At 71.4% G+C, this 26771-nt stretch carries 28 protein-coding genes and 1 pseudogene; 16 read left to right on the top strand and 13 right to left on the bottom strand.

Translation table 11 applies throughout. The annotated features are described in order from the left end of the window. Positions 1-34 precede the first annotated feature (34 nt). Complete coding sequence (locus ACIBCU_RS12885) at positions 35-169, bottom strand: hypothetical protein (RefSeq protein ID WP_399231160.1); 135 nt, start codon at positions 167-169, stop codon at positions 35-37. 414 nt (positions 170-583) lie between these two features. On the opposite strand from ACIBCU_RS12885, the gene ACIBCU_RS12890 reads away from it, so the two are divergent. Both ACIBCU_RS12890 and ACIBCU_RS12895 read left to right on the top strand, forming a co-directional pair. Continuing rightward, complete coding sequence (locus ACIBCU_RS12890) at positions 584-886, top strand: IclR family transcriptional regulator C-terminal domain-containing protein (protein WP_399231162.1); 303 nt, start codon at positions 584-586, stop codon at positions 884-886. Positions 887-1004: 118 nt separating this feature from the next. Continuing rightward, positions 1005-1661, top strand: coding sequence for a YceI family protein (locus ACIBCU_RS12895; protein ID WP_362928055.1), 657 nt, complete (start codon positions 1005-1007; stop codon positions 1659-1661). 26 nt (positions 1662-1687) lie between these two features. On the opposite strand, the gene ACIBCU_RS12900 is transcribed toward ACIBCU_RS12895, so the two are convergent. Continuing rightward, entirely contained in the window at positions 1688-2686 is a 999-nt protein-coding gene (locus tag ACIBCU_RS12900) for a GlxA family transcriptional regulator (protein WP_399231165.1), read from the bottom strand. A gap of 71 nt (positions 2687-2757) precedes the next feature. Between ACIBCU_RS12900 and ACIBCU_RS12905 the strand changes: the two genes are divergently transcribed. From ACIBCU_RS12905 to ACIBCU_RS12915, 3 genes and pseudogenes are all read left to right on the top strand, one after another. Then, positions 2758-4065: an MFS transporter gene (locus ACIBCU_RS12905; protein ID WP_399231167.1), complete on the top strand. Its 1308-nt coding sequence runs from the start codon at positions 2758-2760 to the stop codon at positions 4063-4065. 245 nt (positions 4066-4310) lie between these two features. Continuing rightward, entirely contained in the window at positions 4311-5123 is an 813-nt protein-coding gene (locus ACIBCU_RS12910; RefSeq protein ID WP_362928059.1) for an SAM-dependent methyltransferase, read from the top strand. A 70-nt stretch (positions 5124-5193) separates the two neighbouring features. Further along, positions 5194-5363: pseudogene (locus tag ACIBCU_RS12915) on the top strand (AraC family transcriptional regulator); the annotation flags it as partial. A 34-nt stretch (positions 5364-5397) separates the two neighbouring features. Here the strand turns inward: ACIBCU_RS12915 and ACIBCU_RS12920 are convergent. Continuing rightward, entirely contained in the window at positions 5398-5769 is a 372-nt protein-coding gene (locus tag ACIBCU_RS12920; RefSeq protein ID WP_362928061.1) for a hypothetical protein, read from the bottom strand. 175 nt (positions 5770-5944) lie between these two features. Between ACIBCU_RS12920 and ACIBCU_RS12925 the strand changes: the two genes are divergently transcribed. The 5 genes from ACIBCU_RS12925 (at position 5945) to ACIBCU_RS12945 (ending at position 12669) form a co-directional block, all read left to right on the top strand. After that, positions 5945-6745 (top strand): SAM-dependent methyltransferase, encoded by an 801-nt coding sequence (locus ACIBCU_RS12925; RefSeq protein WP_362928063.1) that lies wholly within the window; start codon positions 5945-5947, stop codon positions 6743-6745. A gap of 164 nt (positions 6746-6909) precedes the next feature. Further along, positions 6910-9174, top strand: coding sequence for a PQQ-binding-like beta-propeller repeat protein (locus ACIBCU_RS12930; RefSeq protein ID WP_399231170.1), 2265 nt, complete (start codon positions 6910-6912; stop codon positions 9172-9174). Positions 9175-9176: 2 nt separating this feature from the next. Beyond that, on the top strand, positions 9177-11513 hold the full coding sequence (locus ACIBCU_RS12935) for a PQQ-binding-like beta-propeller repeat protein (protein ID WP_399231172.1): 2337 nt from the start codon (positions 9177-9179) through the stop codon (positions 11511-11513). Between the two features lie 62 nt (positions 11514-11575). Next, positions 11576-12139, top strand: a complete 564-nt coding sequence (locus ACIBCU_RS12940) for a YbaK/EbsC family protein (protein ID WP_399231174.1) — start codon at positions 11576-11578, stop codon at positions 12137-12139. A 53-nt stretch (positions 12140-12192) separates the two neighbouring features. Beyond that, positions 12193-12669, top strand: a complete 477-nt coding sequence (locus tag ACIBCU_RS12945; protein WP_399231176.1) for a hemerythrin domain-containing protein — start codon at positions 12193-12195, stop codon at positions 12667-12669. A gap of 43 nt (positions 12670-12712) precedes the next feature. Here the strand turns inward: ACIBCU_RS12945 and ACIBCU_RS12950 are convergent, their stop codons facing one another. Further along, positions 12713-13678: an aldo/keto reductase gene (locus ACIBCU_RS12950; protein WP_362928278.1), complete on the bottom strand. Its 966-nt coding sequence runs from the start codon at positions 13676-13678 to the stop codon at positions 12713-12715. Positions 13679-13750: 72 nt separating this feature from the next. Next, positions 13751-15280 carry a hypothetical protein gene (locus ACIBCU_RS12955; protein ID WP_399231178.1) on the bottom strand — a complete coding sequence of 510 codons (1530 nt, stop codon included), beginning with the start codon at positions 15278-15280 and terminating at the stop codon, positions 13751-13753. A gap of 271 nt (positions 15281-15551) precedes the next feature. Between ACIBCU_RS12955 and ACIBCU_RS12960 the strand changes: the two genes are divergently transcribed. Next, positions 15552-16031 (top strand): GtrA family protein, encoded by a 480-nt coding sequence (locus ACIBCU_RS12960; protein ID WP_362928075.1) that lies wholly within the window; start codon positions 15552-15554, stop codon positions 16029-16031. Positions 16032-16053: 22 nt separating this feature from the next. Here the strand turns inward: ACIBCU_RS12960 and ACIBCU_RS12965 are convergent, their stop codons facing one another. Further along, positions 16054-16566, bottom strand: coding sequence for a DUF1772 domain-containing protein (locus ACIBCU_RS12965; RefSeq protein WP_399231180.1), 513 nt, complete (start codon positions 16564-16566; stop codon positions 16054-16056). Beyond that, entirely contained in the window at positions 16563-16961 is a 399-nt protein-coding gene (locus ACIBCU_RS12970; RefSeq protein ID WP_362928079.1) for a VOC family protein, read from the bottom strand. The genes ACIBCU_RS12965 and ACIBCU_RS12970 overlap by 4 nt, the downstream gene beginning before the upstream one ends. 275 nt (positions 16962-17236) lie before the next feature. Here ACIBCU_RS12970 and ACIBCU_RS12975 point away from each other — a divergent pair, with 275 nt between their 5' ends. The 3 genes from ACIBCU_RS12975 to ACIBCU_RS12985 all read left to right on the top strand — a co-directional run bounded on the left by ACIBCU_RS12975 (position 17237) and on the right by ACIBCU_RS12985 (position 19667). Beyond that, positions 17237-18115, top strand: coding sequence for a septum formation family protein (locus ACIBCU_RS12975; protein ID WP_362928081.1), 879 nt, complete (start codon positions 17237-17239; stop codon positions 18113-18115). 71 nt (positions 18116-18186) lie between these two features. After that, on the top strand, positions 18187-18870 hold the full coding sequence (locus ACIBCU_RS12980) for a TetR/AcrR family transcriptional regulator (RefSeq protein ID WP_399231182.1): 684 nt from the start codon (positions 18187-18189) through the stop codon (positions 18868-18870). Next, complete coding sequence (locus tag ACIBCU_RS12985; protein ID WP_399231184.1) at positions 18867-19667, top strand: N-formylglutamate amidohydrolase; 801 nt, start codon at positions 18867-18869, stop codon at positions 19665-19667. Before ACIBCU_RS12980 ends, ACIBCU_RS12985 begins: the two co-directional genes overlap by 4 nt. 9 nt (positions 19668-19676) lie before the next feature. Here the strand turns inward: ACIBCU_RS12985 and ACIBCU_RS12990 are convergent, their stop codons facing one another. After that, on the bottom strand, positions 19677-20111 hold the full coding sequence (locus ACIBCU_RS12990; RefSeq protein ID WP_362928087.1) for a VOC family protein: 435 nt from the start codon (positions 20109-20111) through the stop codon (positions 19677-19679). Positions 20112-20472: 361 nt separating this feature from the next. On the opposite strand from ACIBCU_RS12990, the gene ACIBCU_RS12995 reads away from it, so the two are divergent. Next, complete coding sequence (locus ACIBCU_RS12995) at positions 20473-20736, top strand: aldo/keto reductase (RefSeq protein ID WP_399231187.1); 264 nt, start codon at positions 20473-20475, stop codon at positions 20734-20736. Continuing rightward, the gene (locus tag ACIBCU_RS13000) at positions 20643-20873 is read left to right on the top strand and encodes a hypothetical protein (protein ID WP_399231679.1); all 231 of its coding nucleotides are present in this window, start codon (positions 20643-20645) and stop codon (positions 20871-20873) included. Before ACIBCU_RS12995 ends, ACIBCU_RS13000 begins: the two co-directional genes overlap by 94 nt. On the opposite strand, the gene rbsD is transcribed toward ACIBCU_RS13000, so the two are convergent. The 5 genes from rbsD to ACIBCU_RS13025 are packed head-to-tail and all read right to left on the bottom strand — an operon-like array spanning position 20805 to position 26661. Next, on the bottom strand, positions 20805-21194 hold the full coding sequence (rbsD, locus tag ACIBCU_RS13005) for a D-ribose pyranase (RefSeq protein ID WP_399231190.1): 390 nt from the start codon (positions 21192-21194) through the stop codon (positions 20805-20807). The two genes, ACIBCU_RS13000 and rbsD, sit on opposite strands and share 69 nt — an antisense overlap. Further along, positions 21191-22129, bottom strand: coding sequence for a ribokinase (locus tag ACIBCU_RS13010; RefSeq protein ID WP_362928091.1), 939 nt, complete (start codon positions 22127-22129; stop codon positions 21191-21193). The genes rbsD and ACIBCU_RS13010 overlap by 4 nt, the downstream gene beginning before the upstream one ends. A gap of 20 nt (positions 22130-22149) precedes the next feature. Beyond that, positions 22150-24111, bottom strand: a complete 1962-nt coding sequence (locus tag ACIBCU_RS13015) for a substrate-binding domain-containing protein (protein WP_362928092.1) — start codon at positions 24109-24111, stop codon at positions 22150-22152. Further along, entirely contained in the window at positions 24101-25648 is a 1548-nt protein-coding gene (locus tag ACIBCU_RS13020; RefSeq protein ID WP_399231192.1) for a sugar ABC transporter ATP-binding protein, read from the bottom strand. The genes ACIBCU_RS13015 and ACIBCU_RS13020 overlap by 11 nt, the downstream gene beginning before the upstream one ends. Then, positions 25645-26661 (bottom strand): LacI family DNA-binding transcriptional regulator, encoded by a 1017-nt coding sequence (locus ACIBCU_RS13025; protein WP_399231194.1) that lies wholly within the window; start codon positions 26659-26661, stop codon positions 25645-25647. Before ACIBCU_RS13025 ends, ACIBCU_RS13020 begins: the two co-directional genes overlap by 4 nt. Between the last annotated feature and the right edge of the window lie 110 nt (positions 26662-26771).

The raw sequence follows: 26771 nt of genomic DNA on the forward strand, positions 1-26771 counted from the left end.
GGGCGGGACGAACGCATCAGCTGGGAGTCGTTCTTCACCGTTCGGCGTCGGCGACGGCCTCGAACGTGGCCTTCTCGGCGACCTCCTGCGGCACGCCGCTCCGGTCCGCCGCTCCGGCGTGCTCGGGGACCGGCTCCGCGAAACGCCGCAGGCCTCCTCGGGTGACCACCGGTGACCCGGCGGGAAGATCTCGGCCCTCGGCCGCACCTCGGGCGTGAAGGCGCGCAGTTCGGCGGTGTCCGAGCCAGGCGTGGCCGCCGGCCGTCCGCGTCCCGCGGTCATCCGGACCACGGTGGGCCGGCCGGTCGAGCATCTCCTCCGCGGCCGAGCAGGCGCACTCGGTGTGGATGTCTTCCTGGGGGCTGTATATCGCTGCGATTCCGCACCTGCCGTAGACCATGGAGGGGTCGGTGCGAGGAGAACGACGCCAGTTGCTGCATACGCACGGCCACGCCGGAGTGGGTGTCATGGTGAGCGAGAACCTGAGCAGCGTGCGCAGAGCACTGGATGGCTGCGCGTCCTCGGGCAGGGGCCCCTGGGTGTCCAGGAGGTGGCCGAGGCGGTGGGCCGGGAGAAGACACAGGTGTCCCGGACCCTCAAATTCCTGGCGGAGAAGGGGTTTTCTCGCGCCCGTGACGTACCGGCCGTGCCGGAACGCCTGCGCACGGAGCGGGCGCGTGGTCATGCGATGGCCGTCGAGGAGATGGAGCCGGGTCTGATCGCGGTCGCCGCTCCCGTGCGCGACCACCGAGGCGATGTCGTCGCCGCGCTCAACGTCTCCGCCCCCGTGTTCCGGCTGCCGCCGGACGCGGTGCCGAAGGTGGTGGACGCGGTGGTCACCGCCGCCCACCGGTTGTCGGCCCGCCTCGACGGAACCGCGACCTGACGCCCCGCGACCACCACTGCTTCGCCGACGCGCCACGCTGTGAAGGTCTGACCACGAATGTTCGGGTTCCTTGATCATCTCTTGCGGGCGTCACTTAGCTCAGAGTAACTAACGTTTCATGAACCTCTTCAGCCGCAGCTCCCTGCTCCGCCGTCCGGAGCCCCGCACGGAGGAGCCCTCCCCCGCCCCGGCGGCCGCAGGTACTTCGGTTCAGACCGATCCCCGGCTGGCGGCTCTCTCCGGACAGTGGATGATCGACCCCGCGCACAGCAGGATCGGCTTCTCCGTGCGGCACGCCATGGTGACCACGGTGCGCGGCGCGTTCCTGGAGTACGAGAGCCGCCTCTACTTCGACGGGCGCGACCCGGCACGTTCCCGGGCAGAGATCTCACTGGCAACCGCGAGTGTCGACACCGGGGTCGAGCAGCGCGACGCGCACCTCGTCGGCCGCGACTTCCTGAACGCGGCGAAGTACCCGCGCATCAGCTTCGTGAGCACCGTCGTACAGCTCATCGGCAAGGACGTCTACCGCATGACCGGCGACCTCACCATCCGGGGCATCACCCACCCCGTGGTCCTGGACCTCACGTACATCGGTTACGTCACCGACCCGTTCGGTTACGAGCGTGTCGGGTTCGACGGGACCACCACCATCAACCGTTCCGACTGGGGTCTGACCTACAACGCCCGCCTGGCCGAGGGCGGTGCCATGGTCAGCGAGAGGCTCCGCCTGCAGTTCGACATCGCCGCCATCCGCACCCCTTCCGCCGGCTGACCCCTTCAGGCCGCCGGCCTTCCCCCTCAGGTGACCGGGCCGCCGGCCGCACCCCTGAACGTGCGGCGGTAGGCGCGCGGCGACACCCCCAGCGCCGCGTGGAAGTGCTGCCTCAGGGCGGTGCCGGTCCCGAATCCGGCGTCGGCGGCGACGCGGTCCACCGGCAGGTCGGTCCGTTCCAGCAACTGCCTTGCTCTGTCGATGCGTTGCTGGGTGAGCCACTGCATGGGCGTGAGCCCGGCCTCCTGCCGGAAGCGGCGGTTGAACGTACGCACACTCATGGACGCTCGCCCCGCCAACTCGTCCAGTTTCAGGGGCCGCTCCAGGTTGCGCAGTGCGTACTCCCGGGCCGGGCCCGTGGAGCACTGCTCGGGCGGGGAGACCGGGCGGTCGATGTACTGGGCCTGGCCGCCCTCCCGGTGCGGTGGTACGACGGTCCCCCGGGCGACGCGGTTGGCGACCTCCGCACCGTGGTCGGTACGGATCATGTGGAGACAGAGGTCGATGCCCGAGGCCACACCGGCCGAGGTCAGGACCCCGCGGTCGTCGGTGTACAGCACGTCGGCGTCCACCTCGATCTCCGGGTAGAGCGTCCGGAACTCCTCGCACGACTTCCAGTGCGTCGTGGCCCGTCTCCCCGCCAGCAGCCCCGCCGCCGCCAGGACGAACGAGCCGGTGCAGATCGACGCCACCCGCGCTCCCCGGGGGACACGGGCCAGCGCCCGCTCCACATCGGTCCTTATCCGACCGCGTTCCTGCGGCTCGTAGTCCTCCTCGGCGGCCGGTACGACGACGGTGTCCGCGTTCTCCAGCGCCTCGGGGCCGATGGCCACGTTGACGGTGAAGTCGGTGTCCGTCGGGACGACGCCCGGTTTCGGTGTGCACGTGACGACCTCGTACAGGGGTTCGCCGGAGTCCGAGACCGCCTGCCCGAACAGCCGGTGCACGATCCCGAGCTCCATCGGGAGCAGCCCGGGCCGCACGAGCACGACCACCCGATGCCTCTCCTGGGTCAAGAACGTCATGGCCAGATTCTTGCAGAAGTCGTCCATCTCGCCAGTGGTCGGTCCCCCTGGACACGTCGACGATCGAACGCATGGATGCAGTCAAGGGCCTCTCGCAGCGCAGCCGCCTCGGGCACCGCGCCTGGTGGGTGGCGGCCGCCGCGCTGCTCGCCATCGTCGTGGCCGGAGCCTTCTCGACCCTGCCCGGCCTGCTCACCGGGCCCCTGAACCGGGAGTTCGGCTGGTCCCGGGGCTCGATCGGCCTGGCGGCCTCGGTGAACATGGTGCTCTACGGTCTCACCGCCCCGTTCGCAGCCGCGCTCATGGACCGCTTCGGCATCCGCCGCGTCGTGGTCGCCGCCCTCCTGGTCATCGCGTCGGGGGCCGGACTCACCACCGCCATGACCACGGCCTGGCAGTTCACCCTGTTCTGGGGCATGGTCGTCGGCCTGGGCACCGGCTCCATGGCCACGGCCTTCGGCGCCACCGTCACCCAGCGCTGGTTCGTGCGGAGGCGCGGGCTGGTCACCGGTGCGCTCGCCTCCGGCAGCGTTTTCGGGCAGATGGTGTTCCTTCCCGCCCTGTCCTGGACCGTGGACCACCACGGCTGGCGTCCGTCCCTCGTCACCCTCGTGCTCGCGGCGTGCGCCACCGCGCCGCTGATGTGGCTCGTGCTGCGGGACCACCCCGCCGACGTCGGCCGCGAGCCCTACGGCGCCGCACGTCATGTGCCGAAGCCCCTGCCCGCCGAAGGCGCCGGCCGCAGGGCGGTCGCCGTGCTGCGCGACGCGGCACGCACCGCCCCGTTCCGGCTGCTGGCCGTCGCGTACGCGATCTGCGGGGCTTCCACCAACGGCATCATGTGGACGCATTTCACCCCGGCCGCCCACGACCACGGCATGCCCGCCACCACCGCGTCCTCGCTGCTCGCGGCGATCGGGGTCTTCAACGTGATCGGCACCGTCGCGTCCGGCTGGGCCACGGACCGGCGCGACCCGCGACGGCTGCTCGCGGTGTTCTTCGCCCTGCGCGGCCTGCTCCTGATGTGCCTGCCCCTGCTCATGAGCGCCACGGTGCAGCCGTCGATGATGGTCTTCGTCGTCGCCTTCGGCCTGCTCGACCTCGCGACCGTCCCGCCGGTCATCGCGCTGTGCCGTGAGTTCTACGGGGACGCCGGCGCCGTGGTCTTCGGCTGGGTCGGCGCGGCGCACCAGGTGGGCGCCGCCGCGGCCGCGTACGGAGGCGGCGCCGCCCGCGACGCCTTCGGTTCGTACGCTCCCGTCTGGGTGACGCTCGGCGCGCTGTGCGCCGGGGCGGCGCTGCTGTCGCTGCTCGTCCGGCGCGCCGTCCCGGCCGATCGGGCTGCCGGGCCGTGCCTATCCGCCGTAGACCACCTGTGACTCACCGAGTGCGTCCGCGAAGTCGCCTGCGCACAGCGCCGGCTGGTCAGGCCGCCCTCGTCCCCACCGGCGGCCGAGAGCGTGGACGCACCGGGAGCCCGCCCCGCCGGGGACCCCGGCCGGTCTCCTGCCGTACCGCCGTCCTGACCTGCCGCCCAGGCGAACTGGCGTGCCCATCACGGTCGTTGGGGGCGTAGGTTGTGCGATGAACGGTTCACGCCTCGGTGAAAGACGGAACGGTACTCATGACCGACCACGCGACAGTGCCCGGCTCCGCGGAGCAGGAGATCGATACCTCGGTGCCGCACTCGGCCCGGATCTGGAACTACTGGCTGGGCGGGAAGGACAACTACCCCGTCGACGAGCAGGCCGGTGACGCGTACAGCGCCGTCTTCCCCGGCATCGTGACCGTGGCCCGCAGCAGCCGCGCCTTCCTGGGCCGTAACATCGCCCACCTGGTCACCGAGGCCGGCATCCGTCAGTTCCTGGACGTCGGGACGGGACTGCCGACCGAGGACAACACCCACGAGGTCGCCCAGCGCCTCGCCCCGGAAGCGAGGATCGTCTACGTCGACCACGATCCCCTGGTTCTCGCGCACGCCCGCGCCCTGCTCACCTCGACCCCCGAGGGCGCGACCGCCTACATCGACGCCGACCTGGCCGACCCCGACCGCATCCTGTCGGCCGCCGCCGGGACACTGGACCTGAGCCGTCCCACCGCCCTGATCCTCAGCAACATCCTGGGCCACATCGCCGACCACGAACAGGCGCGCACGATCGTCTCCCGCCTGATGGACGGGCTGCCGTCCGGCAGTTACCTCTCCATCAACGACGGTTCACGGGGTGTCGACGCCGATTACGAGCAGGCCCAGGACGCCTACAACGAAACCGGGGCCATCCCGTACTTCCTGCGCCCCGTCGACAGGATCACGGCGTTCTTCGACGGCCTCGAACTCCTGGAACCGGGAGTCGTGTCGGTGCCCTTCTGGCGCCCGGACCCGTCCGCGCCCACGCCCCGGCCGATCGGTGAGCACGGAGGTCTCGCCCGCAAGCCGTGACGCGTCCCCTGCCCGGCCGCGGTGGCGCGATGGTGCCGTGAGCCGCGCTGTGGAGGACACCAATCGCCGTATGCTCGCGCCCGGGACGCGATGGACCGCGCGTACGCGCAGCCGCTGGACGTCCCGGCGCCGGCCCGGATCGCCCATGTGTCCCCGGCCCACTTCGCACGTACCTTCCGGGCCCCCCTGTGCGAGACGCCGCACCGCCGCCTCCAGCGCCGCCGCGTCGGGCGGGCGATGTCAGTCGAAGGGCCGCCGAAGGGACCGCGCCGGTTCAGCGGGCCGTCGGCACCAGCGGATCCGGCCGGGACAGGGCCTCGGCCAGGGGCAGCGCGTCCCGGGCGGCGGCGGCCCGGCGCGCGCGCAGTTCGGCGCGCGTCCGCGGGCGGTAACGGGGCTCCCTGTCGCACCCGCAGGCCGACCGCCCTTCGTAGCGCAGGCCCTCCCCGAGGACGGCGGCCACCACGGACCAGCCGCGGACATCGCGCCTGGGCGGCGGGGCGAAGTCGTGGCCGGCGCAGGTGAGGGGCCGAGCACAGTTCGGGCATCGGTGTTCCCGTCCCTGGTACGCGTGCTGCTTGAAGCTGACGCGGCACGGGACGCAGGCGTAGTGCACCTTGTAGGAGGTCATGCCGTAGAAGCACATCCGGCCACCGTACTGCGCGTCCGCCGGATCCGGCCGACGGTCAGCACGCGTACGTGCCGCCGGACTTGGCGGTGCGGTCGCGGTGGTCCTCGGTCTCCGTCGGACAGCCGGTCAAGGAGTACCGTGATCGCACACGAGTCCGACCTGGCCTCCTGGCCGCACGAGGTGACGCACGATGAACGCATACCCGCTGCCCACGCCCCATCCCACGGACGCGCATCCCGCCCGCGTCTACAACGCATGGCTGGGCGGCAAGGACCACTACCCGGTGGACCAGGAGGCGGCCGAACTCGCCGCGGCGGCGAACCCCACCATCGTGCCGTCGGTCCGGGCGAACCGGGCCTTCCTCGGCCGTGCCGTGCATCACCTGGCGGCGGCCGGGGTCCGCCAGTTCCTCGACATCGGTACGGGCATTCCCGCCGCGGCGAACACGCACGAGGTGGCCCAGCAGGCCGCTCCGGAATCGCGTGTCGTGTACGTCGACAACGACCCGATCGTCCTCACCCACGCCCGGGCGCTGCTGGTCAGCGGTACCAAGGGGCAGACGGACTACGTGCAGGCCGACGCGCGGGACGTCGACACGATTCTCGACGCGGCCTCGCGCACCCTGGATCTGGACCGGCCGGTCGGCCTGATGCTCGTGGCGATCCTTCAGTACATCAAGGACGCCGAGGACCCGTGGGACATCACCCGCCGGCTGCTGAACCGCCTCGCCCCGGGCAGCCACCTCGTCCTGTCCCACCCGGCCGCCGACGTCACCGCTCCCGAGGTCGCCGAATCCATGCGGATCTACAACGAGCGGGCCGCCAGCCACGCCTCCGCGACCCCGCGCACGCAGAAGGAAGTGGAACGCTTCTTCGACGGCCTGGAGATCCTGGAACCGGGCGTGGTCACCCTGACCCGCTGGCGTCCCGGGCCGTCCGACACTCCGGACGACGCCCTGCCCATGTGGTGCGGGGTCGCCCGCAAGGCGTAACGCCGGCTCCGCCGGACCCGATCACTCCGTTCGCGCGCGTCCCCCGGGTGGGGGCGCGTCGCGGCGGAATTCAGGTGCTGTTCCCGGGTGGAACAGACAGAGATCGGGGCCGGCCCCGTGGCCGCACCACTAATCTGTGGGGCCACGGGGGAGGAGACCGTCTCATGAAGCCACTTGGTGCCGCCGATCCGGTACGGATCGGGCCGTACGCGCTGGCCGGGAAGCTCGGTGCGGGCGGGATGGGCGAGGTGTATCTCGGACGGTCGGCCGGTGGCCGGACCGTGGCGGTGAAGGTGGTGCGCGCGGATCTGGCGCACGACCCGGCCTTCCGGGTGAGGTTCCAGCGGGAGGTGTCGGCGGCGCGGCAGGTGTCGGGGGCCTTCACGGCTCCCGTCGTGGACGCCGACACGGAGGCCGAAATCCCTTGGATGGCCACGTCGTTCGTCGTCGGCCTCTCGCTGCACGCCGCGGTGGCCGAGCACGGCCCGCTGCCCGAGGACGCGCTCCGGATGCTGACGGCCGGACTCGCGGAGGCGCTGCTCTCCGTGCACGGCGCCGGCGTGATCCACCGGGACCTGAAGCCGGCGAACGTCCTGCTGGCTCTCGACGGGCCGCACGTCATCGACTTCGGCATCGCGCGGGCGACCGACGGGACGGTCCTCACCTCGACCGGCTCGGTGATCGGGTCGGCGCCGTACATGTCGCCCGAGCAGGCGGTCGGGCAGCAACTCACCCCGGCGAGCGATGTGTTCTCCCTCGCCTCGACGGTCGCCTTCGCCGCGGGGGGCGCCAGCCCCTTCGGGGACGGCGCGGGGGCCGCCGTCCTCTTCCGGGTCGTCCACACCGAACCTGACCTGTCCTTCGTCCCGGAGAGCCTGCGTCCACTGATCCGGCGCTGCCTCTCCAAGGACCCCCGCGAGCGGCCGGGCCCGCGCGAGGTGATCACGTACGCCGAACTGGCCGAGCGCGCCCGCCCGTCGGAGGGCTGGGCGGGCTGGCTCCCCGAACCGGTGGCGGCGGACGTGCTCGCGGTGCGGGCGGCCCTCACGGCGCTTCCCACCCCCGCTCCCACCGTGCCGTTGACCGGCCCGACCGGGGTACTCCCGGGCGTCCCGGACTCCCCAGAAGGCCCCGGCAGGCGTCCGAGCAGGCGCACGCTGCTTCTCGGGCTGGCCGGCGGCACGGCCGCGGCCGCCGGAGGCGGAACGGCATGGGCGCTCCTCCGGAACCGCAAGACCACCGGTGAGGGCAGGGGCGCCACGTCCGGGAAGGGGAAGGGCGCGCCCTCACGCCCTGCGGCGGACGACGTCATGGACGCGAAACTGGCCTGGCAGGTACGCCAGTCCATGGCCGCCACACAGGTGCTCTCCGCGAGCGGTGTCGTCGCCTGCGTGTCCTTGAGCCAGGTCACGGGGATCGACGGGAGCGGCAGCACGAAATGGACGGTGAAGGCACAGGACCACGGGCTCGCCTTCTCCGCGGTCGGCAATGTGCCCAGGCCGGTGGCGGGACTGCACGACGGCCGCCTCCACGTCGGTCTGAGCGTGATGCCCGATGTCACGCTGTCCGACCCGCAGGCCACCACCCGGGCCGCCCTGCTCGGCTTCCGGGTGTCCGACGGCAAGGATCCGCGCCTGGCCACGCTGACCGAGACGGGCGGCATGGGGCTTTCCGCTTTCTGCGGCGTACGCGACGGCCGCGCTCACGTCATCGCCATGACGGACCAGGGCACGGGGGCGTCAGGGTTCGGCGTGTGGGCCGTCGACCTCTCCTCCCGCCGGACCGCGTGGTACGAGCCGGCACGGGCGACGCCCGTCTCCTATGCGCTGCCCGCCACAGGAGGAGGCGTGGTGTACGCCGGTGTGGACCGGGTGGTCGCGCTCGGCGAGAAGGGCGCTGTCACCTGGTCGAAGCAGATGAGGACGACCGGCCTGGCCGCGGCCGGCCCCTACCTCGTGCTGATCGACAGCAAGGGGACGTTGTCCGCCCGGGAACCGGAGACAGGGCGGCAGACGTGGAAGGCGGAGGGCGTCGTCGGCGCCTCTGTCCGGGGTGACGGCATCGCCACCGACGCGAAGGGCACGGTTCTGTACGCGTTGTGGAGCGACGACGACGACGGCGGTCTTTCGCTCGGGGCCCTCGACTGCGCGACGGGCGAGGTCAGGTGGAAGGCGCCGGTTCCTGCCGACGCCAAGGGCTCGGCCTACCTGGGCTCCCGGCTGTTGTACGCGGACGGGAACGTGTACCGGATGGGGGCGGACGGAGTGGTGTGGGCCTTCAGTGCGTCGGACGGCAAGCCCCGGTGGAAGTACTCCGGCTGGAAGGGCACCAATCCGATGGATCTCGCCTGGAGTGCCGGTGACGGCAGGCTCTGCGTATCGAAACCGAACACCTCGACGGTTGCCGCCCTGAACGCGAACGGAGCTTGAACATGGCAGCGTTGGAGCCGCTGGAATCGTCGGATCCGCGTCGGACCGGCCCGTACACGCTGCTCGGCAGGCTCGGCTCCGGCGGCATGGGCACCGTGTATCTCGGGCGCTCCGCCGGCGGCCGGACCGTCGCCGTGAAGACCGTACGGCCGGAACTGGCCTCCGACGCGGGTTTCCGGGCGCGCTTCGGCGCCGAGGTGACGGCGGCCCGCAGGGTCTCCGGTGCTTTCACCGCTCCAGTGGTCGACGCGGATCCCGACGCCCCGGTGCCGTGGTTGGCGACGGCCTTCGTACCGGGTGTCTCGCTGGGCGCCGCGGTGGCTTCCACGGGGCCACTGCCTGCGCCCGCGCTAGGGGCACTTGCGGCAGGCATCGCCGAAGCCCTGACGTCGATCCACGCGGCGGGACTGACTCACCGCGACCTGAAACCGGGCAACGTGCTGCTGGCCCTCGACGGCCCGCACGTCATCGACTTCGGCATCGCGCGCGCCGCCGACGGTACGGCGCTGACGGCCACGGGCACCATCCTCGGCACCCCGGCGTACATGTCGCCCGAGCAGGCCACGGACGGCGAGGTGGGCCCGCCGAGCGACGTGTTCTCGCTCGGTACGACGCTCGCGTTCGCCGCCCTCGGCAGAGGTCTGTTCGACGGCGGGCAGCCCGTGGAGGTGCTCAGGCGGGTGGTGCGAGGGGAGCCGGACCTGACGGGCATGCCGGACAGCCTGCGTCTCCTTGTGGCCGCGTGCCTGGCGAAGGACCCGGCCGACCGGCCCGCCCCGCGTCAGATCGTCGAGTACGTGGAGCGGAGCGCGGCCCCGCGCACGGACGGGCCGTGGCTGCCGCCCGCCGTGATGAACGCGATCGAGGAGGCGACGGCGGTGATGGCACCGTCCGTGAGCGCGCGGCCGGTGGACGCCGCCGCGCCGTTCGTCATGGCCTCGCCGCCGGGGCCGCCCTCATACCCACCGCCGTCCTTTCCGCCGGGACCGGCCGCCGGACCCAGCCGTCGCGGGCTGATCGTGGGGCTCGCGGCGGGAGCGGTGGCCCTGGCGGGGGGCGGCACAGCCCTGGGTATGTGGCTGGGAGGAGACGACTCCCCCGCTCCCCCGGCGGACGCGAAGCCGGATGCTCCCGGTCTCACCGCTGCAGAGCGCCCTCTCGACACCGACGTCTCCGCCACCCCGCTGTGGACGGCCGCGGTGTCCGAACCTCTTGTGCAGGTCTGCGGCGAGGACGGAACCGTCGTCGGCTTCAGCGCCAAGCGAGCCTGGGCGTTCGACCGGGCGGGCAAGCGCCTGTGGGGTCCGCTGGCCAACCTGCCGGACCCGGTGAACACGACGTTCGGTGGCCTGGTGGCCGCCGTCGGCGGCGGCTTCGTGTACAGCGTCGTACGCGATGGGGCCGGCGAGCAGAAACGGACTCTCCGGGCCATCCGGCTGGACACGGGGGCCGTCGCCTGGAAGCTGCAGCTGACGCACCAGTCGGCCTCCGGCGTGACCGTGCCCGGCATCCTCGACGGGCAGGTCTACGTCACGGGCAACTGGCTGTCCCTCACTCTCGACCCCTCCCTCGATCCTGAGGACATGGCCAAGAACGGGACGTTCGTGTGTGCCGTCGACCCGAAGAAGCGGAAGGTCGGCTGGCAGATGGTGCTCAGGAGCACCGAGACGCAGGCGAACAAGGGTGACCTCTTCCTGCCGTCCTCGGGGACACGTCTGCTGTGGGCGAGCGCCAACACCGACGGGAGCGCCCCTACCATCGCGGGCCTCGACGCGAGGGCCAAGGGCAAGGTCGTATGGGAACAGCCCTCGCCCGGCGGCGGGGCGAGCACCATGGACGTGATGTCCCAGGGGGTTTACGGGCCGTGGCGGGACGGGCCGCACTCCTGGGCCGGCGGCTTCTTCCTCCATGTGACCGACCGGCTCTACGCCATCGACCCGGCCAATGGGCAAGTGGCCTGGAAGTCGCCGGAGGTCGCGTTCAAAGCCGTGGTCGCGAGCCCGGACGGGAAGACGGTCTACGCGGCCGCCGGCACAGGCGCCGCGATGGTCGTCTACGCCCTGGACGCCCACAGCGGCGAGGTGCGCTGGGCAGGTTCCCTCTTCGACGACCTTTCCGGCCTCCCGCATCTGCAGTGCGCCGACGACACGGTCTACCTGTGCACGGGCGACTGGCTGTGGGCTCTCGACGCCGGCGACGGCAAGGCCCGTTGGAAGGCCGAGCTGAACTCCGCCGTGACCTACGGCCAGCTTCCGCTCTTCGCGGGGGACGGCCTGGTGTACGTCACGGGCCCGAAGGGGCTCATGGCCTTCACCTCGACAGGCAAGGCGACATCCTGAGCTGCCGGCGTGGCAGCGACTCATCACCGAACAAGCGCATGTCCGACGAAGGATTGGTGCACGTGCCCGAACAGTTCGCGTCCGTCTCGCAGGAGCCGGCGGAAGACCCCGGCGGCGACGCCGCCTATCTGCGGCTCATCGCGCTGCTCGACGAGAGCGGTGCGCGGTACCGCGTCATCGACCACGCCCCGGAAGGGCGCACCGAGGAGGTCAGCCGGTACCGGGGGCATCCGGTGGCGCAGGGGGCCAAGTGCCTGGTCGTCATGGTCAAGACGGGCAAGCGCACCAAGCGGTACTTCCTCGCGGTCGTCCCGGGCGACGCACGGGTCGACCTGCCGGGCCTGAAGGCCTTGGCGGAGGGCAGTTACGTGTCGTTCGCCTCACCGGACCGGGCAGAGGCGCTGTCCGGGAGCGTCAGCGGCACCATTCTGCCGTTCAGCTTCCACCCGGATCTCGAACTCGTCGTGGACCCGGGGGTCCTGGAGCACGAGGAGATCTACTTCAACGCCGCGCGGCTCGACCGTTCCCTGGCCCTGGACACGCGGGACTACCGGGACCATCTCCGTCGCGTGGAGGCGCGGATCCACCCGATCGTCGCGAAACAGCCGGAGGCGACCGGCTCATAGGGGCATGCCCCCACGTGCCGCCCGTCAGCCGCGGGCCCGGTTACGGTGGCCGCATGTGCCACTACTGCGGCTGCCGTGAGATTCCGCTGATCAAGGAGTTCATCGCGGAGCACGAGTCCGTCACCGACACCGCGGGGGACGCCGTGCGCGCCCTCGACCACGGCGATCCGGCACTCGCCGGGGAGCTGGTCGCCCGGATGGAGCGGGAGCTCCTCGCCCACTGGCAGGGCGAGGAGGACGGGCTCTTCGCGGTGATGGGCGGCGACCCTGAGTACGCCGGATACGTCGACGCGCTGATGCGGGAGCACCGCGAGCTCGCCGCGTTCCTCGACCGGGTCGATCTGGGCCGCGCCGAGGACGTCGTACAGCTGCGGGAGGCCGTCGACGAGCTGCACCGCCACATCACCAAGGAGGAGGACGGCCTCTTTCCGGCCTCCCTCACGGCGCTCTCCGGGGACGAGTGGGACCGCTCGATGGCTGCGTGGCGGGCAGCGCATCCGGACGCCCCCGGAGAGCTGGGCCGCGCATGACCGGGGCAGGCCGGTCGCGGAGCGGCGGCCGTCCCCGGTCACGTCAGGCGTAGAAGTCGCGCTGCCACCGGTGCTCGGCGAGGATCGCGAGCTGGTCCTCCGTGAGGGTGCGGCCGTCGCTCAGCGCGGTGTTCCGCTCGACGTTGCGTACGGAGCGCATGCCCGGGATCACGGTGGAGACCGCCGGTGAACTCAGCACGAACCGCAGCGCGTTCTCGGCGATCTCGTCGGGTGCGATGGAGAGGTCGCTGACGATCGCGGCCACCCGCCGCTCCACCTGAGCGGGGCGGTCGCCCCGGAAGTAGCGGTTGCGCCAGTCGCCCTCCGGGAAGGTCGTGCCGGCGGTGATCCGCCCGGTGAGCCCGCCCTCGTCCAGGGCCACCCGCACGATGACGCCGACGCCGTGCTCCTCGCAGGCCGGCAGGAGCGCGTCGGCGGGCGCCTGGTCGAACACGTTGTAGATGACCTGGACGCTGTCGACGGCGCCGCTGCGGACGAGCGCGAGGGCGGTGTCGGGCTGATGGTCGTTGACGGAGACGCCGAAGAGGCGGATCTTGCCCTCCCGCTTCAGGTCGGCGACGGTCTCCAGCCAGTCCCCGCGGCCCATCCACTCGTCGTTCCAGACGTGGAACTGCAGGACGTCGAAGTGGTCCAGGCCGGAGGCGCGGAGGCTGGTCTCCAGGCTCGTACGGATGTGTTCGCCGGGGAACGCCTCGGCGGGGTCCACCCCGTCGGGCGCCGGCCACACCCTGTTCTTCGGCGGCACCTTGGTCGCGACCAGCACGTCGTCGCCGGTGCGTTCGCGGACGACCCGGCCGACGATGCGTTCGCTCTCGCCGTAGCCTCGCGCCGTGTCGATGAAGTTCACTCCGAGGTCCACGGCCCGGTTCAGGGCGCGTACGGACTCGTCCTCGGTGGCCCCGACCCAGCTGGACTCGCCGATACCCCAGGCGCCGTATCCGATCTCCGACACCATGAGTCCGCTACGCCCCAGCTTGCGATAACGCACAGTCATCCTCCACGTCGTGACATGGCTTCCCGGTGGGAAACACGTCGACGATAGGCGAGTCCGGCGGCCAGGTCAGCTGGATTGTCCGGTGGCCGCCGGCCGGCCGGTGGCGGGGCCCGGCAGCAGATAGGTCCGGTGGGGGCCGGGGCCACGGCCGGCCGGCAGGGGGACCACCCGCGTGCCGCCGGCGCCCGGGGGCGGTGCGCCGCCCTGGGGCGCCAGGACAGCCGTGGGTACGCGCCGCGCGAGGTCGTGGAGGGTTTCGGGGGTGATGCTCGCGTCGTGCCCGTCGGTCTGACGCGAGGCGCAGCCGGCGTAGTAGGCGATCGGTACGGCGTGGTCCCCGCTGACCACGCAGGGCGGGCGCACGCCCAGCCGGTTCAACGCCCCGGCGACGGCGGCGAATTCCGCGGTCGTGGCGTGGCTGATGCGGACGACATGACTGAGCACGGAGAGCTGGACGGTGAGATGGGCGGCCAGGGCCAGCGTCAGCGCGGCGGCTCCCGCGGGGCGGCGTGAGTGCCGTGTCCGGGCGTAGAGGTGCGCCACGTGTTCCGCCACGGGCACGGCCAGCAACGCGTAGGCGGGCAGCAGGAATCGGGGCGCGGCGTATTCGACCAGGAACAGATACGGAACAGCCGTCGAGAGGCCCGTCGCCGTCGCCAGCAGTGCCGTGGCACCTCGGCCCGCACGCCGGGCCGCCGCGATCCCGCCGGCCGTGAGCAGGGGCAGCGCCACCCACCACACGGCCGTGGCCGGGTTCTCCCAGCCGATGTCGCAGGGGCGGCACAGGGTCCGGCCGGCGAGCGAACGCAGGTGGTCGTCGACCGCGAAGTTCCACCCGAGCCCGCCCTGGATCTCACCGGCCCGGTGCAGTCGGGCGCGGAGGCCGCCGTAACGGACGTACGCCTCGGCGGCCCAGGGCGCGCAGCCTGCCACGAGTCCGCCGACGAGCGCGGCGCACATGCGTGGCAGGCGTCGGCCGGGTACCACGGAGACGGCGAGGGCCAGCGGCAGCGCGAGCCAGAAGCCGTCGGCCGGCCGCATCAGCGCGACCAGCGCCACGGCCACCCCCGCGCCTGCCGTCTCCGTCGGCCCGGCACCCTCGCGCAGGGCCCTCACCACCCATCCGGTCGCGGCCAGTGCCCCCAGTGCACACCACAGGTTGGGCATGGCCGCGGGGCCGTAGAACAGGGTCGGCCACAGGCCCCCGAACAGTGCGCCCGTGCCTACGAGCACGGGCGTGGGCAGCACCTTCCGCCAGATCCACAGGGCGAGGACCAGTGCGGCGGCGGACAGCAGGGCGAGGTAGATCCGGAGCGCGGTGGTGGATGGGGTGAGTGCGGCGACCGGAGCGACCAGGTAGGAGATCCCCCGGGCGCGGGGGGCACTGAAGAAGGCGGGAGGGGCGTTGCCGCCGACCTGGCTGACGTAGACCGTCTCGTCCCACGCCAGCCCTGAACCCGGTACGACGAAGGCGAGTTGCACTGCGGCGAAGACCGATGCGACCGCCGTCAGCCACGGCAGCGGGCCGGATGCCCGCGGGCTCGGCCGGGCGGCCGGCGTCTTCTGCGACGGGCTCAGTGGCGGGCATTCGTGCATGACCGCTCCTCTCCTCACCGGGGCCGCAGGGCGGAGGTGCGCGGCCTTGGTCAACGAGAGAGGTACGCCGGGAGTCACGCGGAGGGGTGCGCCATGACCGGGTGTCGGTGCTGTGCGCCATGACCGGCGGTGGGACGGGTGTCCCCCAGTCGCCCTGGGGGATACCCCCCATATAAGTCGGGGCCTGGCTGCATCGCTGGGGGGACGTGCCGGCCCCAGCTTGTGGGGTGGAATCAGAGGACCGTCCCCGCACTCCTCCCGGAGGAACCCCGTGACCGCCCGATCGCACCTGCCGACGAAGCGCACCGCCCATCCGCTGGTCGCGGCGTTCGTGCGCTTCGTCGTCTGCGGGGGCGGAGTCGGACTGGCCGCCAGTGGTGCGCTGGTGCTGCTGGGCGGGCGGATACCGCTGGTCCTCGCCAACGCCGTGATCACCGTCGTCTCCACGGTGATCGCGACGGAGCTGCACAGCCGGATCTCCTTCCGGAGCGACCGCAGGGGGTGGCGGGTCCACCTGCAGTCCGGGCTGACGGTGGTGGTGAGTTACGCGTTCACCACCGGTGCGCTGCTCGTGCTGCACGCCGCGCAGTCCGCCCCCTCCGCGCTCGTCGAGCAGACCGTCTATCTGTCGGCGTCCGCGGCGGCCGGGGTCGGGCGGTTCGCGTTGCTGCGGATGGTCGTCTTCACCCAGGCTCCCGTGCCGTCGGACTCCCCCGCCCTGACCAGGCCGGCGGTCGTGATCGCGGCCTGATCCCCCGGGCCGCGTGGATCCCCTACGAGCTCAACTCCCGTACGGCCGTGCCATGGACGTAGAGCGCCCACAGCAGGGCGGCGAGGGACGCGGTGTGGAGGACGGCGCGGACGGTGTTCCATGCGACCCAGCGGTCCTCGAACGCGGCGCGGGCTTCCCTGAGCCGGTCGGGGGCCGAGTCGAGCGGCACCTTGTCGAGTGTGTCGTTGAGCGGGACGTTCTGCGTTCCGGTGACGAGGAACGCCGCCCCGTAGAGCACCAGGGCGGCGATGATCCACGGAAGGGCTCCCCCGCTGTGCCCCTTCGCGGCGAGGACCGTCGCCAGCACCAGCAGCGGCAGCGGCAGCAGGAAGGGGGTGAGGAACCAGCCGTTGACGATGGCCCGGTTGATGCGCTGCATGCTCTGGACGAACGCCCGGTCGTCGCCACGGGACAGGCCCGGCATGACGGCGTAGGAGAAGGCGCAGAACAGCCCCGCCATCAGGGCCGCTCCTACGGCCGAGGCGAGAAGTGCCACGGTCTGCAGTGTTCTCATGCGTGCTCCGAATCCGGCGCTGCGGCCCACTCGACGAACTGGACGACGACCCCGTTGGGGTCGGTGATCTGGAACAGGCGCTCGCCCCACGGTTCTTCGCGCAGCGGCATCGTGATCTCGACGCCTTCCGCGCGCAGCCGCTTCTCCTCGTCCTCCAGACCGGTGAGGGTGAAGGCGAGGATCAGTCCGGAGGCATGCTGGTCGCGCTGGGCGTCGGGCAGGACGTCGATGCCGCGGCGCAGGAGAACGATATCGACTGCGGCGTCCTCGCGGGCGAGGGAGGCGAAGTCCTCGGTGGCGACGGTCTCGCTGTACCCGAGGTGGGTGGTGAAGAAGGCCTTGGACGCGGCGACGTCGTCGACGGTGAGCGAAACGGTGGACGTGGTGATCTGCATGCGGGCTCCCGGGCCGAAGTCGTGCGAGTGGGCGGTAAAACGACGGCACGTCAGTTAGGGGACGACCGGGGGGGCCTTGACGCCCGCCGGGGCCGTTCCCTGCGCTTCACGACGAGAGCATATTTACCATGGGCATAACTTTAGCTCCGGTGCACACAGTCGGTCAACATAAAAATGCTACGAGCGTAAGTTCAACCTGCGCACAGAGCCGTCACACGCATGTCATACGATGCGCACATCTGTTCACAGCTCTTCCGCTTGAGGATGCCCACGTCATGTTTTTCGGTGTCACGTCCCGTTCAGCGCGCGGCATATCCGCCGCCGTCGCCCTTCTCGCGATCGGCGCGGTGGGCTGCGGCGATGCCATCGACAGCGCCAAGGCCGGTGCCAAGAAGGCGATGCGTCAGCGGTCGGTCTTCTCCCTCACTCCGGGCGACTGCTACAACCCGAACAGCGGGGCGACGGCGAGCCAGGAATTCAGCGTCGAGATCGTCCCGTGCGGGGAGGCGCACAAGGGTCAGGTCGTCGGCGAGTTCACCATCAAGGGAGAGTCGGCATACCCCGGTGACGCCGGAGCGACGAAGATCGCCGACAAGCAGTGCCCGGTGGAGACGCAGAAGTTCATCTCCGACACCTGGGCGGTCCCGGCGGGCGTCGGCCTCTTCTACTACTACCCCACCAGCGAGACCTGGAAGACCGGCGACCGGGCGGTGAGCTGCACGTACGCCAAGGAGTCGGGCACGTTCTCCGGATCGCTCGAGAACAAGTCCCTGAACGCCGACCAGCTGGCCTACCTGAAGGGCTCCAACGCCGTCTACGAGGCGCTCTGGAACAACCAGCCCGAGGCGGACCAGATCGAGGACGACCTTGCCGGCTACAAGGAGCAGGCCGAGGCCGTGTCCGCGGCTCTGAACGCCCACGTGACCGGCCTGAAGAGCATGGAACAGCCGGAGACCACCAAGCTCCGCACGCGGCTGAAGGAGACCGCGGACGCATGGGAGGAGGCGGCCTCGGCCGGGAGCATCGACGACTTCTACATCGCCTATGACCTCGCCTTCACCGGCATCGACCCGAACGGGACGGTCGCCGCCCGCAAGGAGTTGAAGCTCGCCACCACCGTCCCGGCCGACGACGCCGAGGTCTGGGCGAACTGATCTCTCCGTCCGCACGCGCCGCGCCCCACACCGGTCGGCGCAGAAAGATACGACGAGTATAAACTTCACTCATGAGCATCCAGGCGAGCACCGAGACCGTCGGACTCCGCGAGTCGAAGAAGCGCGAGACGCGGCAGTCGATCTCCGACCACGCGACCAGGCTCTTCGTCGAGCAGGGCTTCGAGCGGACGACGATCGCCGAGATCGCCACCGCCGCCCGGGTCGCGAAGAAGACGGTGACCAACTACTTCGCGCGCAAGGAGGATCTGGCGCTGGACCACCAGGACGAGTTCGCTGCGAGCCTGGCGCGTACGGTCGCCGGCCGCGCCGCCGGTGAATCGGCTCTCGCCGCGCTCCGTCGCGCCTTCCTGGCCTCCGCCGCGGCCCAGGACCCGGTGGCGGGATTCGCCGGACGCCGGTTCTCCCGGATGATCGCCGACAGCCCGACGCTCTCGACGTGCCTGCGCGGCCTGCACGACCGGCGCGAGGACGCCCTGGCGGAGGTGCTCGCCGAGGCGACCGGCACCTCCGCCGACGACATCACCCCGTGCACGGCGGCCACCCTGCTCGGCGGGGTGCACCGCGTCCTGTTCCGACGCATCCAGGAACTGACACTGGCGGGCAGGGGCAACCCCGAGATCGCCGCGATCATCGGGGAAGAGGCCGCCGCCGCCTTCGATCTGCTGGAACCGGCCCTCGCGGGCTACGCGACCGCCCCCCACCCCGAGGCCTCACGTACGAGGACCGACTCTTGAGCCCCGAGCCGTCCCCCTTCCAGCTCCTGCCCGGCGCCGCCGGGTCTCAGGTGCTGCTGCATGTCCCACACTCCTCCCGGATCGTCCCCGAGCGCGTGCGCCATGGCATCGTGCTCGACGACGAGGCCCTCGGCGCCGAACTCGACCACATCACGGACTCCCATACGGCCGACCTGGCCGCCAGGGCGTCCGCGGCCTGCGCTGTGACCCCCTGGCGCTTCGTCAACGGCCTGTCGCGGCTGGTCGTCGACCCGGAACGGTTCCCCGACGACCGGGAGGAGATGCTGGCGGTGGGCATGGGCGCGGTCTACACCCGCACCACGCACCGGGAGCGGCTCCGCCCGCCCGGTGCGGATCCGGCGCCGCTGCTCGACCGCTATTTCCACCCGTACGCCCGGGCGATGACCGCCGCCGTCGACGGACGGCTGGCCGCCACGGGTCGTGCCGTCGTCATCGACGTCCACTCCTACCCGACCACCGCGCTCCCGTACGAGCTGCACGGCACCGGCCCGCGGCCTCCGGTCTGTCTGGGCACCGACGGCTTCCACACTCCGCCCGGGCTTCTGGCCCGGGCGGAGGCGGCGTTCGCGGGATTCGGCGGCACAGGGCTGAACAGCCCGTTCCCCGGTACGTACGTGCCGCTCAAGCACTACGGCGCGGACCGGCGGGTCGGCGCGCTGATGATCGAGATCCGGCGCGACCTGTACATGAGCGAGCCGGGCGGCCCGGCCGGCCCGGGGCTCGACGCGCTGGCCACGGCGCTGGCCGCGCTGGTCGACGGGCTCACGGACGCATGACGGCGGCGGCTACCTGGGCCGGGCGTAGGGCCGGGTCATGATCTCCATGTTGTGGCCGTCCGGGTCCTTGAAGTAGGCCCCGCGGCCGCCGAAGAGCCGGTTGATACGGCCGGGTTCCTTGTGATGGGGGTCGGCGTAATACGTGACGTCGAGCGCCCCGAGCCGGGCGACCATGGTGTCGAACTGCGCGTCGGGGACGAGGAAGGCGTAGTGCTGCGACTGCACCGGCTCGCCCCGCAGTTCGTAGTAGTCGAGCGTCACGCCGTTGCCCAGGTCGACGGGGAGGAACGCCCCGAACGGGCGGCCGACCTCAAGGCCCAGGACGGTGGCGAGGAACTCCGCCGACAGGTTGCGGTCTCTGGCGAACACGGCGTGGTGGTCCAATTGGACGACGTCGACGCCCTGCTCGCTTCCGTGCGGGTCGTGCTGCTGTGTGTGGGACATGTCTGCTGCTTCTCCGTGTCGTGGATTCCGCTGGGAAGGGGGCGCCACGCAGGGCGCCGGGCGGGAGAACACGACAGGGTGGCGGGGCTCGCGCCCGCCACGCGCTCATGCGGGAGCCGGGCTTCTCTCTCGTCCATGGCCCAAGGCCGACCCGGCAGTCACAGGCCCGACCCTAAGGGTTCGGGAATCCGGCCGCAACGGAGTTGGGGACGCACGACGAGCACGCTCGCAGTCCCGGCCGATCCGGCCAACTGAGCTGCTGGCGTGTCACGTTGAATCGAAGGGATCTACGCGGCACATGACAGCGACACCGTTTCGCATCGGTGGGGATCCAGAGGTACGGCGGCTCGGATTCGGAGCCATGCGCTTGCCGACCGAACCGGGGACCGCCCGCGAGACCGGTCTCTCGGTCGCCCGCCACGCGGTCGAGTTGGGCATCACACTGATCGACACCGCGCACATGTACGGCGGCGGCGCCAACGAGGAACTGGCCGAGCTGGAGGCCACCCCACACAGGTCGCCCTGGCCTGGCTGCTCGACCGCTCGCCGGTCGTCCTCCCGATCCCGGGCACGGCCCGGATCGACCACCTGGAGGAGAACGCCGCGGCGGGGAGTGTCCGTCTGACCCCCGCCCACCTCGAGATCCTCGACCGGTTGGCCCCACCGGAGCAAGGGCCGCGGCCGGGACCGGTGTCAGAAGAAGACGCCGCACCTCAGCAGCACGTTGGCGTACGGCCGGGCCTCCCCTGTCCGCACCACTAGACGGGCGGACGCGGTGAGCGCCTTCAGCTGTTCGTGGGTCACGTGTGTGAGGTCCGGGAGGCGGGCGGCCAGGAGGCGGGCGGCTTCGGGGTTCGCCTCCCGTATCTCCTCGGCCGCCGTCGCGCCCTCCACGGCCAGTTCGTCCAGCAGGCCGTCCAGGACCTCGGCGAAGGACGGGACGCCCGCCCGGAAGGCGAGGTCGACCACGCGGGGCCCCCGGGGGATGGGCATGCCCACGTCGCAGATCAGCACGCCGTCGCCATGACCGAGTTCGGCCAGCGCTCCCGCCAGATGGCGGTTCAGGATGCCTGACTTCTTCACAGCGCGGCGACCTCTTCCACTGTCGGGAAGGACGCCTGCGCGCCCTCCTTGGTGACGGCTGCCGCGCCGACCCGCACGGCGAACGCGGCGGCTTCGGCGAGTTCCTCGCCCAGGCCGAGCCGCCAGGCCAGGGCCGCGGTGAACGCGTCGCCCGCGCCCGTCGTGTCCACGGCGTCGACCCGGGGGCTCGGTACGCGTACGGGGTCGCCCCCACGGGTGTCGGAGACCAGCGCGCCTTCGGCACCCAGGGTGATCACCACCGATCGCGGGCCGAGGGCGGTCAGTCCACGGGCCCAGGACTCCGGGGTGCTGCCCGCGCCCTCCCCCAGGATGTAACGCGCCTCGTGCTCGTTGACCACCAGCGGGTCGCAGGCGGCCAGCACCTCGTCGGGGAGCGGCGCGGGCGGGGAGGGGTTGAGGACCAGCCGCGCGCCCGGGCCGAGGGCACGGGCCGTCGCCGCGACGGTGTCCAACGGGATCTCCAGCTGTACGGAGACCACGCGGGCCGACGCGAAGAGCGGTCCCGCGGCCCTGATGTCATCGGGGGTCAGCCGGGCGTTGGCGCCCGGGGAGACGACGATGCTGTTGTCGCCCGAGGGGTCGACGGTGATGAGGGCCACGCCGGTGGGCGCCCCTCCGACGAGTACTCCGCCGGTGTCGACACCCGCCTCCTGCTGCGAGGCGCGCAGCAACCGCCCGTGGGCGTCGTCGCCGACCCGGGCCAGGAGCGCCGTACGGGCGCCGAGTCGGGCGGCGGCGACCGCCTGGTTGGCGCCCTTGCCGCCGGGGTGGACGACGAGGTCGGAGCCGAGCACCGTCTCCCCCGGCCCGGGGCGGCGGTCGACACCGACGACCAGGTCGGCGTTGGCAGACCCGACGACCAGGAGGTCGTGCCCGGAGGGTGCGGAGGCTGCGGAGGCATCGGTCGCGTGCATCAGGGCAGTGCCTTTCGTGATCAGGAGAAGTCGGCGACGTTCTGCCGGGTGACGACCTTGACCGGCACCTTCACCATGCTGTCGATCTTCTTGCCGTCGGCAGCCTTGACGGCGTTCTGTACGGCGATCTTCCCCAGTTCCCCGGGCTGCTGGGCCACGGAGGCGTACAGGGTGCCCGCCTCGACAGCCGTCAGGCCGTCGGGGGTTCCGTCGAAACCGACGACCGGGACGGACTTCCCGGCCTTGCTGCCCAGTGCCTTGACCGCGCCGAGCGCCATCTCGTCGTTCTCGGCGAAGACGCCGTTGATGCCCGGGTGGGACTGGAGCAGGTTGGTCATGACGTCCAGGCCCTTGGTGCGGTCGAAGTCGGCCGGCTGCGTCGCCACGATCTTGATGTCCGGGTACGCCTTCATGCCTGCGGCGAAGCCCGCGCCGCGCTCACGGCTGGCGGAGGTGCCGGCGGTGCCCTGGAGGACGATGATGCTGCCCTTGCCGCCGAGCCGGTCGGCGAGTGTCTTCGCGGCGAGCTTGCCGCCCGCGACGTTGTCGGAGGCGACGAGTGTCGCCGTCTCCGCCTTGTTGACGCCCCGGTCCGCGGCGACGACCGGGATGTCCGCCTTGTTGGCGTTGCGGACACCGGGGCCGACCGCGTCGGAGTCCACCGGGTTGACGATGACGGAGTCCACCCCGGAGCTGGTGAAGTTCTCCAGCTGGTTGGCCTGTTGCGAGGCGTCGTTCTGGGCGTCGGTGACGGTGAGGTCGATCCCCGCCTTCTCGGCCTCCTGCTGCGCGCCTTCCTTCATCTGGACGAAGAAGGGGTTGTTCAGGGTGGAGAGCGACATGCCCACCTTGGTGGTGGTGCCGGAGGAACCGGACTTGAAGAAGGTCACGGCGGCGATGACGGCGGCCAGGCAGACCACCGCGATGCCCAGCTGCATCGCGCCCTTGCGGCCCTTTCCGGGTGATCCGGGTGCGGCGGACGCGCCTCCTGCGGACGCGCCGGACCCCGCCTTGCGGCGCAGTGTGTCCAGCAGCACCGCGAGGGCGATGACGACGCCGATGACGACCTGCTGCCAGAAGGCGGACACGGACAGGAGGTTGAGACCGTTGCGCAGCACGGCGAGGATCAGTGCGCCGATCAGGGTGCCGGACGCCTTGCCGACGCCGCCCGCGAGGCTGGCGCCGCCGATGACGACCGCGGCGATCGCGTCGAGTTCGTACCCCTGTGCCGCCTGCGGCTGTGCGGAGACCAGACGGGAGGCGAGGACGATGCCGGCCACGGCGGCGAAGAGGCCGGAGAGGGCGTAGATGGCCAGCTTCTGCTTCTTGACGCGCAGTCCGGACAACCGGGCCGCTTCCTCGTTGCCGCCGATGGCGTACATGGAGCGGCCGATGTAGGTGCGGGCCAGGATGAGTGCCGCTATCAGGCCCATCGCGATCATCACGAGGACGGGGACGGGCAGCCAGCCGCCGAGCGTGTCACCGAGCACGGAGACGGAGTCGGGGAAGGGGATCGGCCGGCCCTGGGAGATGACCAGGGACAGCCCCCTCGCCACGGAGAGCATGGCCAGCGTCGCGATGAACGACGGCAGCTTGCCGTAGGCGACGAGGGCCCCGCTGACGAAGCCGCACGCGATGCCGGTGGCCACGGCGATGATGACCGCCAGCCAGACGGGTACACCCGCGGACGTCGCCGACCAGGCGAGGACGGTCGCGGAGAGGGCGGCGACCGAGCCGACGGAGAGGTCGATGCCCGCCGAGACGATGACGAAGGTGACACCGAACGCGAGGATCGCGGTCACCGCGGCCTGGACACCGACGTTCAGCAGGTTCTGGGTGGTGAGGAAGTCGCCGGAGAGCAGCGACATCGCCACCAGGAGGACGACCAGCGCGCTGAGCGCGCCGTTGTCGAGCAGGAGGCGGCGGAGGGCGTGTCCGGCGCCGCCCGCGCCCGTCTTGCTCGGATGCGTGTCAGTGGCCACGGGGGCTCTCCTCTGCGTTCTCTGCGTGCTCGGTGGGGTCGGTCACAGGCGCGGCGCTGACGGCGAGGGCCATCACGGCGTCCTGGGTGGCTTCGTGGGCGGGGAGTTCTCCGGCGATGCGGCCCTGGGCCATGACCAGGACCCGGTCGCTCATGCCGAGGACCTCGGGCAGGTCGCTGGAGATCATCAGGACGGCGTGGCCGGAGGCCGTCAGCTCGTTGATGAGCTGGTAGATCTCGACCTTCGCGCCGACGTCGATGCCACGGGTCGGCTCGTCGAGGATCAGGACCCGGGTGTCGGCCAGGAGCCACTTCCCGATGACGACCTTCTGCTGGTTGCCGCCGGACAGGGTGCGGACGTGCTGACCGAGGCCCGCCATGCGTACGCCGAGCTGCTCGGCGATGCGGGCTGCGGCGGTGCGCTGGCCCTTGACGTCGACGATTCCGGAGCGGGTCGCCGAGCGGAGGGTGACCAGGCCGAGGTTCTCCTGGACGGAGGCGTCGAGCACGAGGCCCTGGCCCTTGCGGTCCTCGGGGACGAGGCCGATCCCGGCGCCCATGGCGGCGGTCACGTCGTGCTTGCCCAGCCGCTCGCCGCGCACCTCGACGGTTCCGGCGTCGTAGGGGTCGGCGCCGAAGACCGCGCGGGCGACCTCGGTGCGGCCGGCTCCGACGAGTCCGGCGAGACCGACGACCTCACCGGCCTTCACCTCGAAGCTGATGTCGTGGAAGACCCCGTCCCGGGTGAGCCCGCGCACGGAGAGCAACGACGGCCCCGTTTCCGGGCGTTCGCGCGGGTACTGCTGGTCGATGCTGCGTCCCACCATGAGCTGGACGAGCTCCGCCTCCGGCGTCGAGGCGGGCACCTGGTCGATGCTACGGCCGTCGCGCAGGACGGTGACGCGGTCGCCGAGGGCGGCGATCTCGTCGAGGTGGTGGGTGATGAAGACGACGCCGACGCCGTCCGCGCGCAGCTGCCGCACGATCGCGAAGAGCTTGTCGACCTCCTCGGAGGTGAGGACCGCGGTCGGCTCGTCCATGATCAGGACACGTGCGTCCAGGCTGAGCGCCTTGGCGATCTCGACCATCTGCAGCCGGGCGATGCCCAGTTCACGGACCCTGGCCCTGGGCGAGACGTGCAGGCCGACACGGCGCAGGAGCACCTCGGCGTCGGCCTCCATGCGCCCGCGGTCGATCATGCCGAAGCGGCGCGGCTGGCGGCCGAGGAAGATGTTCTCGGCGACGGTGAGATCGGGGACCAGGTTGAACTCCTGGTAGATCGTGGCGATCCCGAGCCTCTCGGCGTCCTGCGCTCCGTGGATGCGCACCTCCTGGCCGCCGGCGAAGATCCGGCCGCTGTCCGGGCGGTAGGCGCCGGAGAGCATCTTGATGAGGGTGCTCTTGCCCGCACCGTTCTCACCGAGGAGGACGTGCACTTCGCCGCCGCGCAGGTCGAAGTCGACGCTGTCCAGGGCGACGACACCGGGGAAGGTCTTGCGTACGCCTTCGATGCGCAGCAACTCGACTGATTCGCTCACTCGTTGCTCCCGGGGGTGGAGGGGCGCTCGCCGCAGGAGCTGCGTACGACGAGGCGGGCGGGCAGGGTCACGGACTGCGGGGGCCGGCCCTCGACGATGTCGATCAGCGCACGCACGGCGGCTCGGCCGAGATCGCCGGTCGGCTGGGCGATCGCGGTGATCGGCGGGGCGGTGTGGAGAAACCACGGGATGTCGTCGAAGGCCGCGATCCCGATGTCCTCGGGGACACGGAGACCGCGTGCGCGGATCGCGTCCAGGGCGCCGAGCGCCATGAGGTTGTCTGCGGCGAACACGATCTCGGGCGGTTCGGCCAGCGACAGGAAGCTCTCGGTGGCGCGCCGGCCGCTGGCGGCCTGGAAGTCGCCCTGCCCGATGTAGGCGTCGGGCAGGGCGAGGCCGTGGGCCCGCATCGCTACCCGGAAGGCCTCGACGCGTTCGTTGCCGGTCGTGGTGGCGGCCGGGCCCGCGATGATGGCGAGCCTGCGGTGGCCGAGGGCGTACAGATGGGCGACCAGGTCCTGGATGGCCCGGTGTCCGTCCGCGCGCACGACGGGGATGTCCACCCCGGGGATCCAGCGGTCGACGAAGACCATCGGGGTGCCGGTGCGCGCGACGTCCAGCAACAGCGGGGAGTCGCCGTCGGCGGGCGAGACCAGGAGCCCGTCGATCCTGCGGTCCAGGAGCGTACGGACGTGGTGGTCCTGCTGTTCGAGCCGTTCGTCGGCGTTGCCGATGATCACGCTGTAGCCGAGTCCGCGCGCCTCCTCCTCGACGGAGCGGGCCAGCGCGGTGAAGTACGGGTTGAGTACGTCGCTGATGACGAGGCCGAGCGTGCGTGTCTGGTCGGTGCGCAGCGAGCGGGCCACGGCGTTGGGCCGGTAGCCGAGGGCGTCGACGGCGGCGAGGACACGTCTGCGTGCGTCCGGGCTGACGGAGGGATGACTGTTGAGGACGCGTGAGACCGTGGCGACAGAGACTCCCGCCTGGGCCGCGACATCCTTGATGCTCGCCATTTCCGGACCACCTCCTTGTGGTTTCCGTGACCCTCGAGACCAGCGGAACGAGCCGTGGAATCGATTACACGGATGATTGGAATCGATTACACGACCGAAAGCAAGACCCT

The sequence above is a fragment of the Streptomyces sp. NPDC051064 genome, from assembly GCF_044455985.1.
Lineage (GTDB): Bacteria > Actinomycetota > Actinomycetes > Streptomycetales > Streptomycetaceae > Streptomyces.

Coding starts and splice junctions, on each gene's coding strand:
- ACIBCU_RS12935 (WP_399231172.1), top strand. CDS start 9,177: ATGGCAGCGTTGGAGCCGCTGGAATCGTCGGATCCGCGTCGGACCGGC.
- ACIBCU_RS12930 (WP_399231170.1), top strand. CDS start 6,910: ATGAAGCCACTTGGTGCCGCCGATCCGGTACGGATCGGGCCGTACGCG.
- ACIBCU_RS12910 (WP_362928059.1), top strand. CDS start 4,311: ATGACCGACCACGCGACAGTGCCCGGCTCCGCGGAGCAGGAGATCGAT.
- ACIBCU_RS13025 (WP_399231194.1), bottom strand. CDS start 26,661: ATGGCGAGCATCAAGGATGTCGCGGCCCAGGCGGGAGTCTCTGTCGCC.
- ACIBCU_RS12990 (WP_362928087.1), bottom strand. CDS start 20,111: ATGTCCCACACACAGCAGCACGACCCGCACGGAAGCGAGCAGGGCGTC.
- ACIBCU_RS12900 (WP_399231165.1), bottom strand. CDS start 2,686: ATGACGTTCTTGACCCAGGAGAGGCATCGGGTGGTCGTGCTCGTGCGG.
- ACIBCU_RS12970 (WP_362928079.1), bottom strand. CDS start 16,961: ATGCAGATCACCACGTCCACCGTTTCGCTCACCGTCGACGACGTCGCC.
- ACIBCU_RS12945 (WP_399231176.1), top strand. CDS start 12,193: ATGTGCCACTACTGCGGCTGCCGTGAGATTCCGCTGATCAAGGAGTTC.
- ACIBCU_RS12965 (WP_399231180.1), bottom strand. CDS start 16,566: ATGAGAACACTGCAGACCGTGGCACTTCTCGCCTCGGCCGTAGGAGCG.
- ACIBCU_RS12895 (WP_362928055.1), top strand. CDS start 1,005: ATGAACCTCTTCAGCCGCAGCTCCCTGCTCCGCCGTCCGGAGCCCCGC.
- ACIBCU_RS12975 (WP_362928081.1), top strand. CDS start 17,237: ATGTTTTTCGGTGTCACGTCCCGTTCAGCGCGCGGCATATCCGCCGCC.
- ACIBCU_RS12925 (WP_362928063.1), top strand. CDS start 5,945: ATGAACGCATACCCGCTGCCCACGCCCCATCCCACGGACGCGCATCCC.
- ACIBCU_RS12980 (WP_399231182.1), top strand. CDS start 18,187: ATGAGCATCCAGGCGAGCACCGAGACCGTCGGACTCCGCGAGTCGAAG.
- ACIBCU_RS13010 (WP_362928091.1), bottom strand. CDS start 22,129: ATGCACGCGACCGATGCCTCCGCAGCCTCCGCACCCTCCGGGCACGAC.
- ACIBCU_RS12920 (WP_362928061.1), bottom strand. CDS start 5,769: ATGTGCTTCTACGGCATGACCTCCTACAAGGTGCACTACGCCTGCGTC.
- ACIBCU_RS12905 (WP_399231167.1), top strand. CDS start 2,758: ATGGATGCAGTCAAGGGCCTCTCGCAGCGCAGCCGCCTCGGGCACCGC.
- ACIBCU_RS12955 (WP_399231178.1), bottom strand. CDS start 15,280: ATGCACGAATGCCCGCCACTGAGCCCGTCGCAGAAGACGCCGGCCGCC.
- ACIBCU_RS12995 (WP_399231187.1), top strand. CDS start 20,473: ATGCGCTTGCCGACCGAACCGGGGACCGCCCGCGAGACCGGTCTCTCG.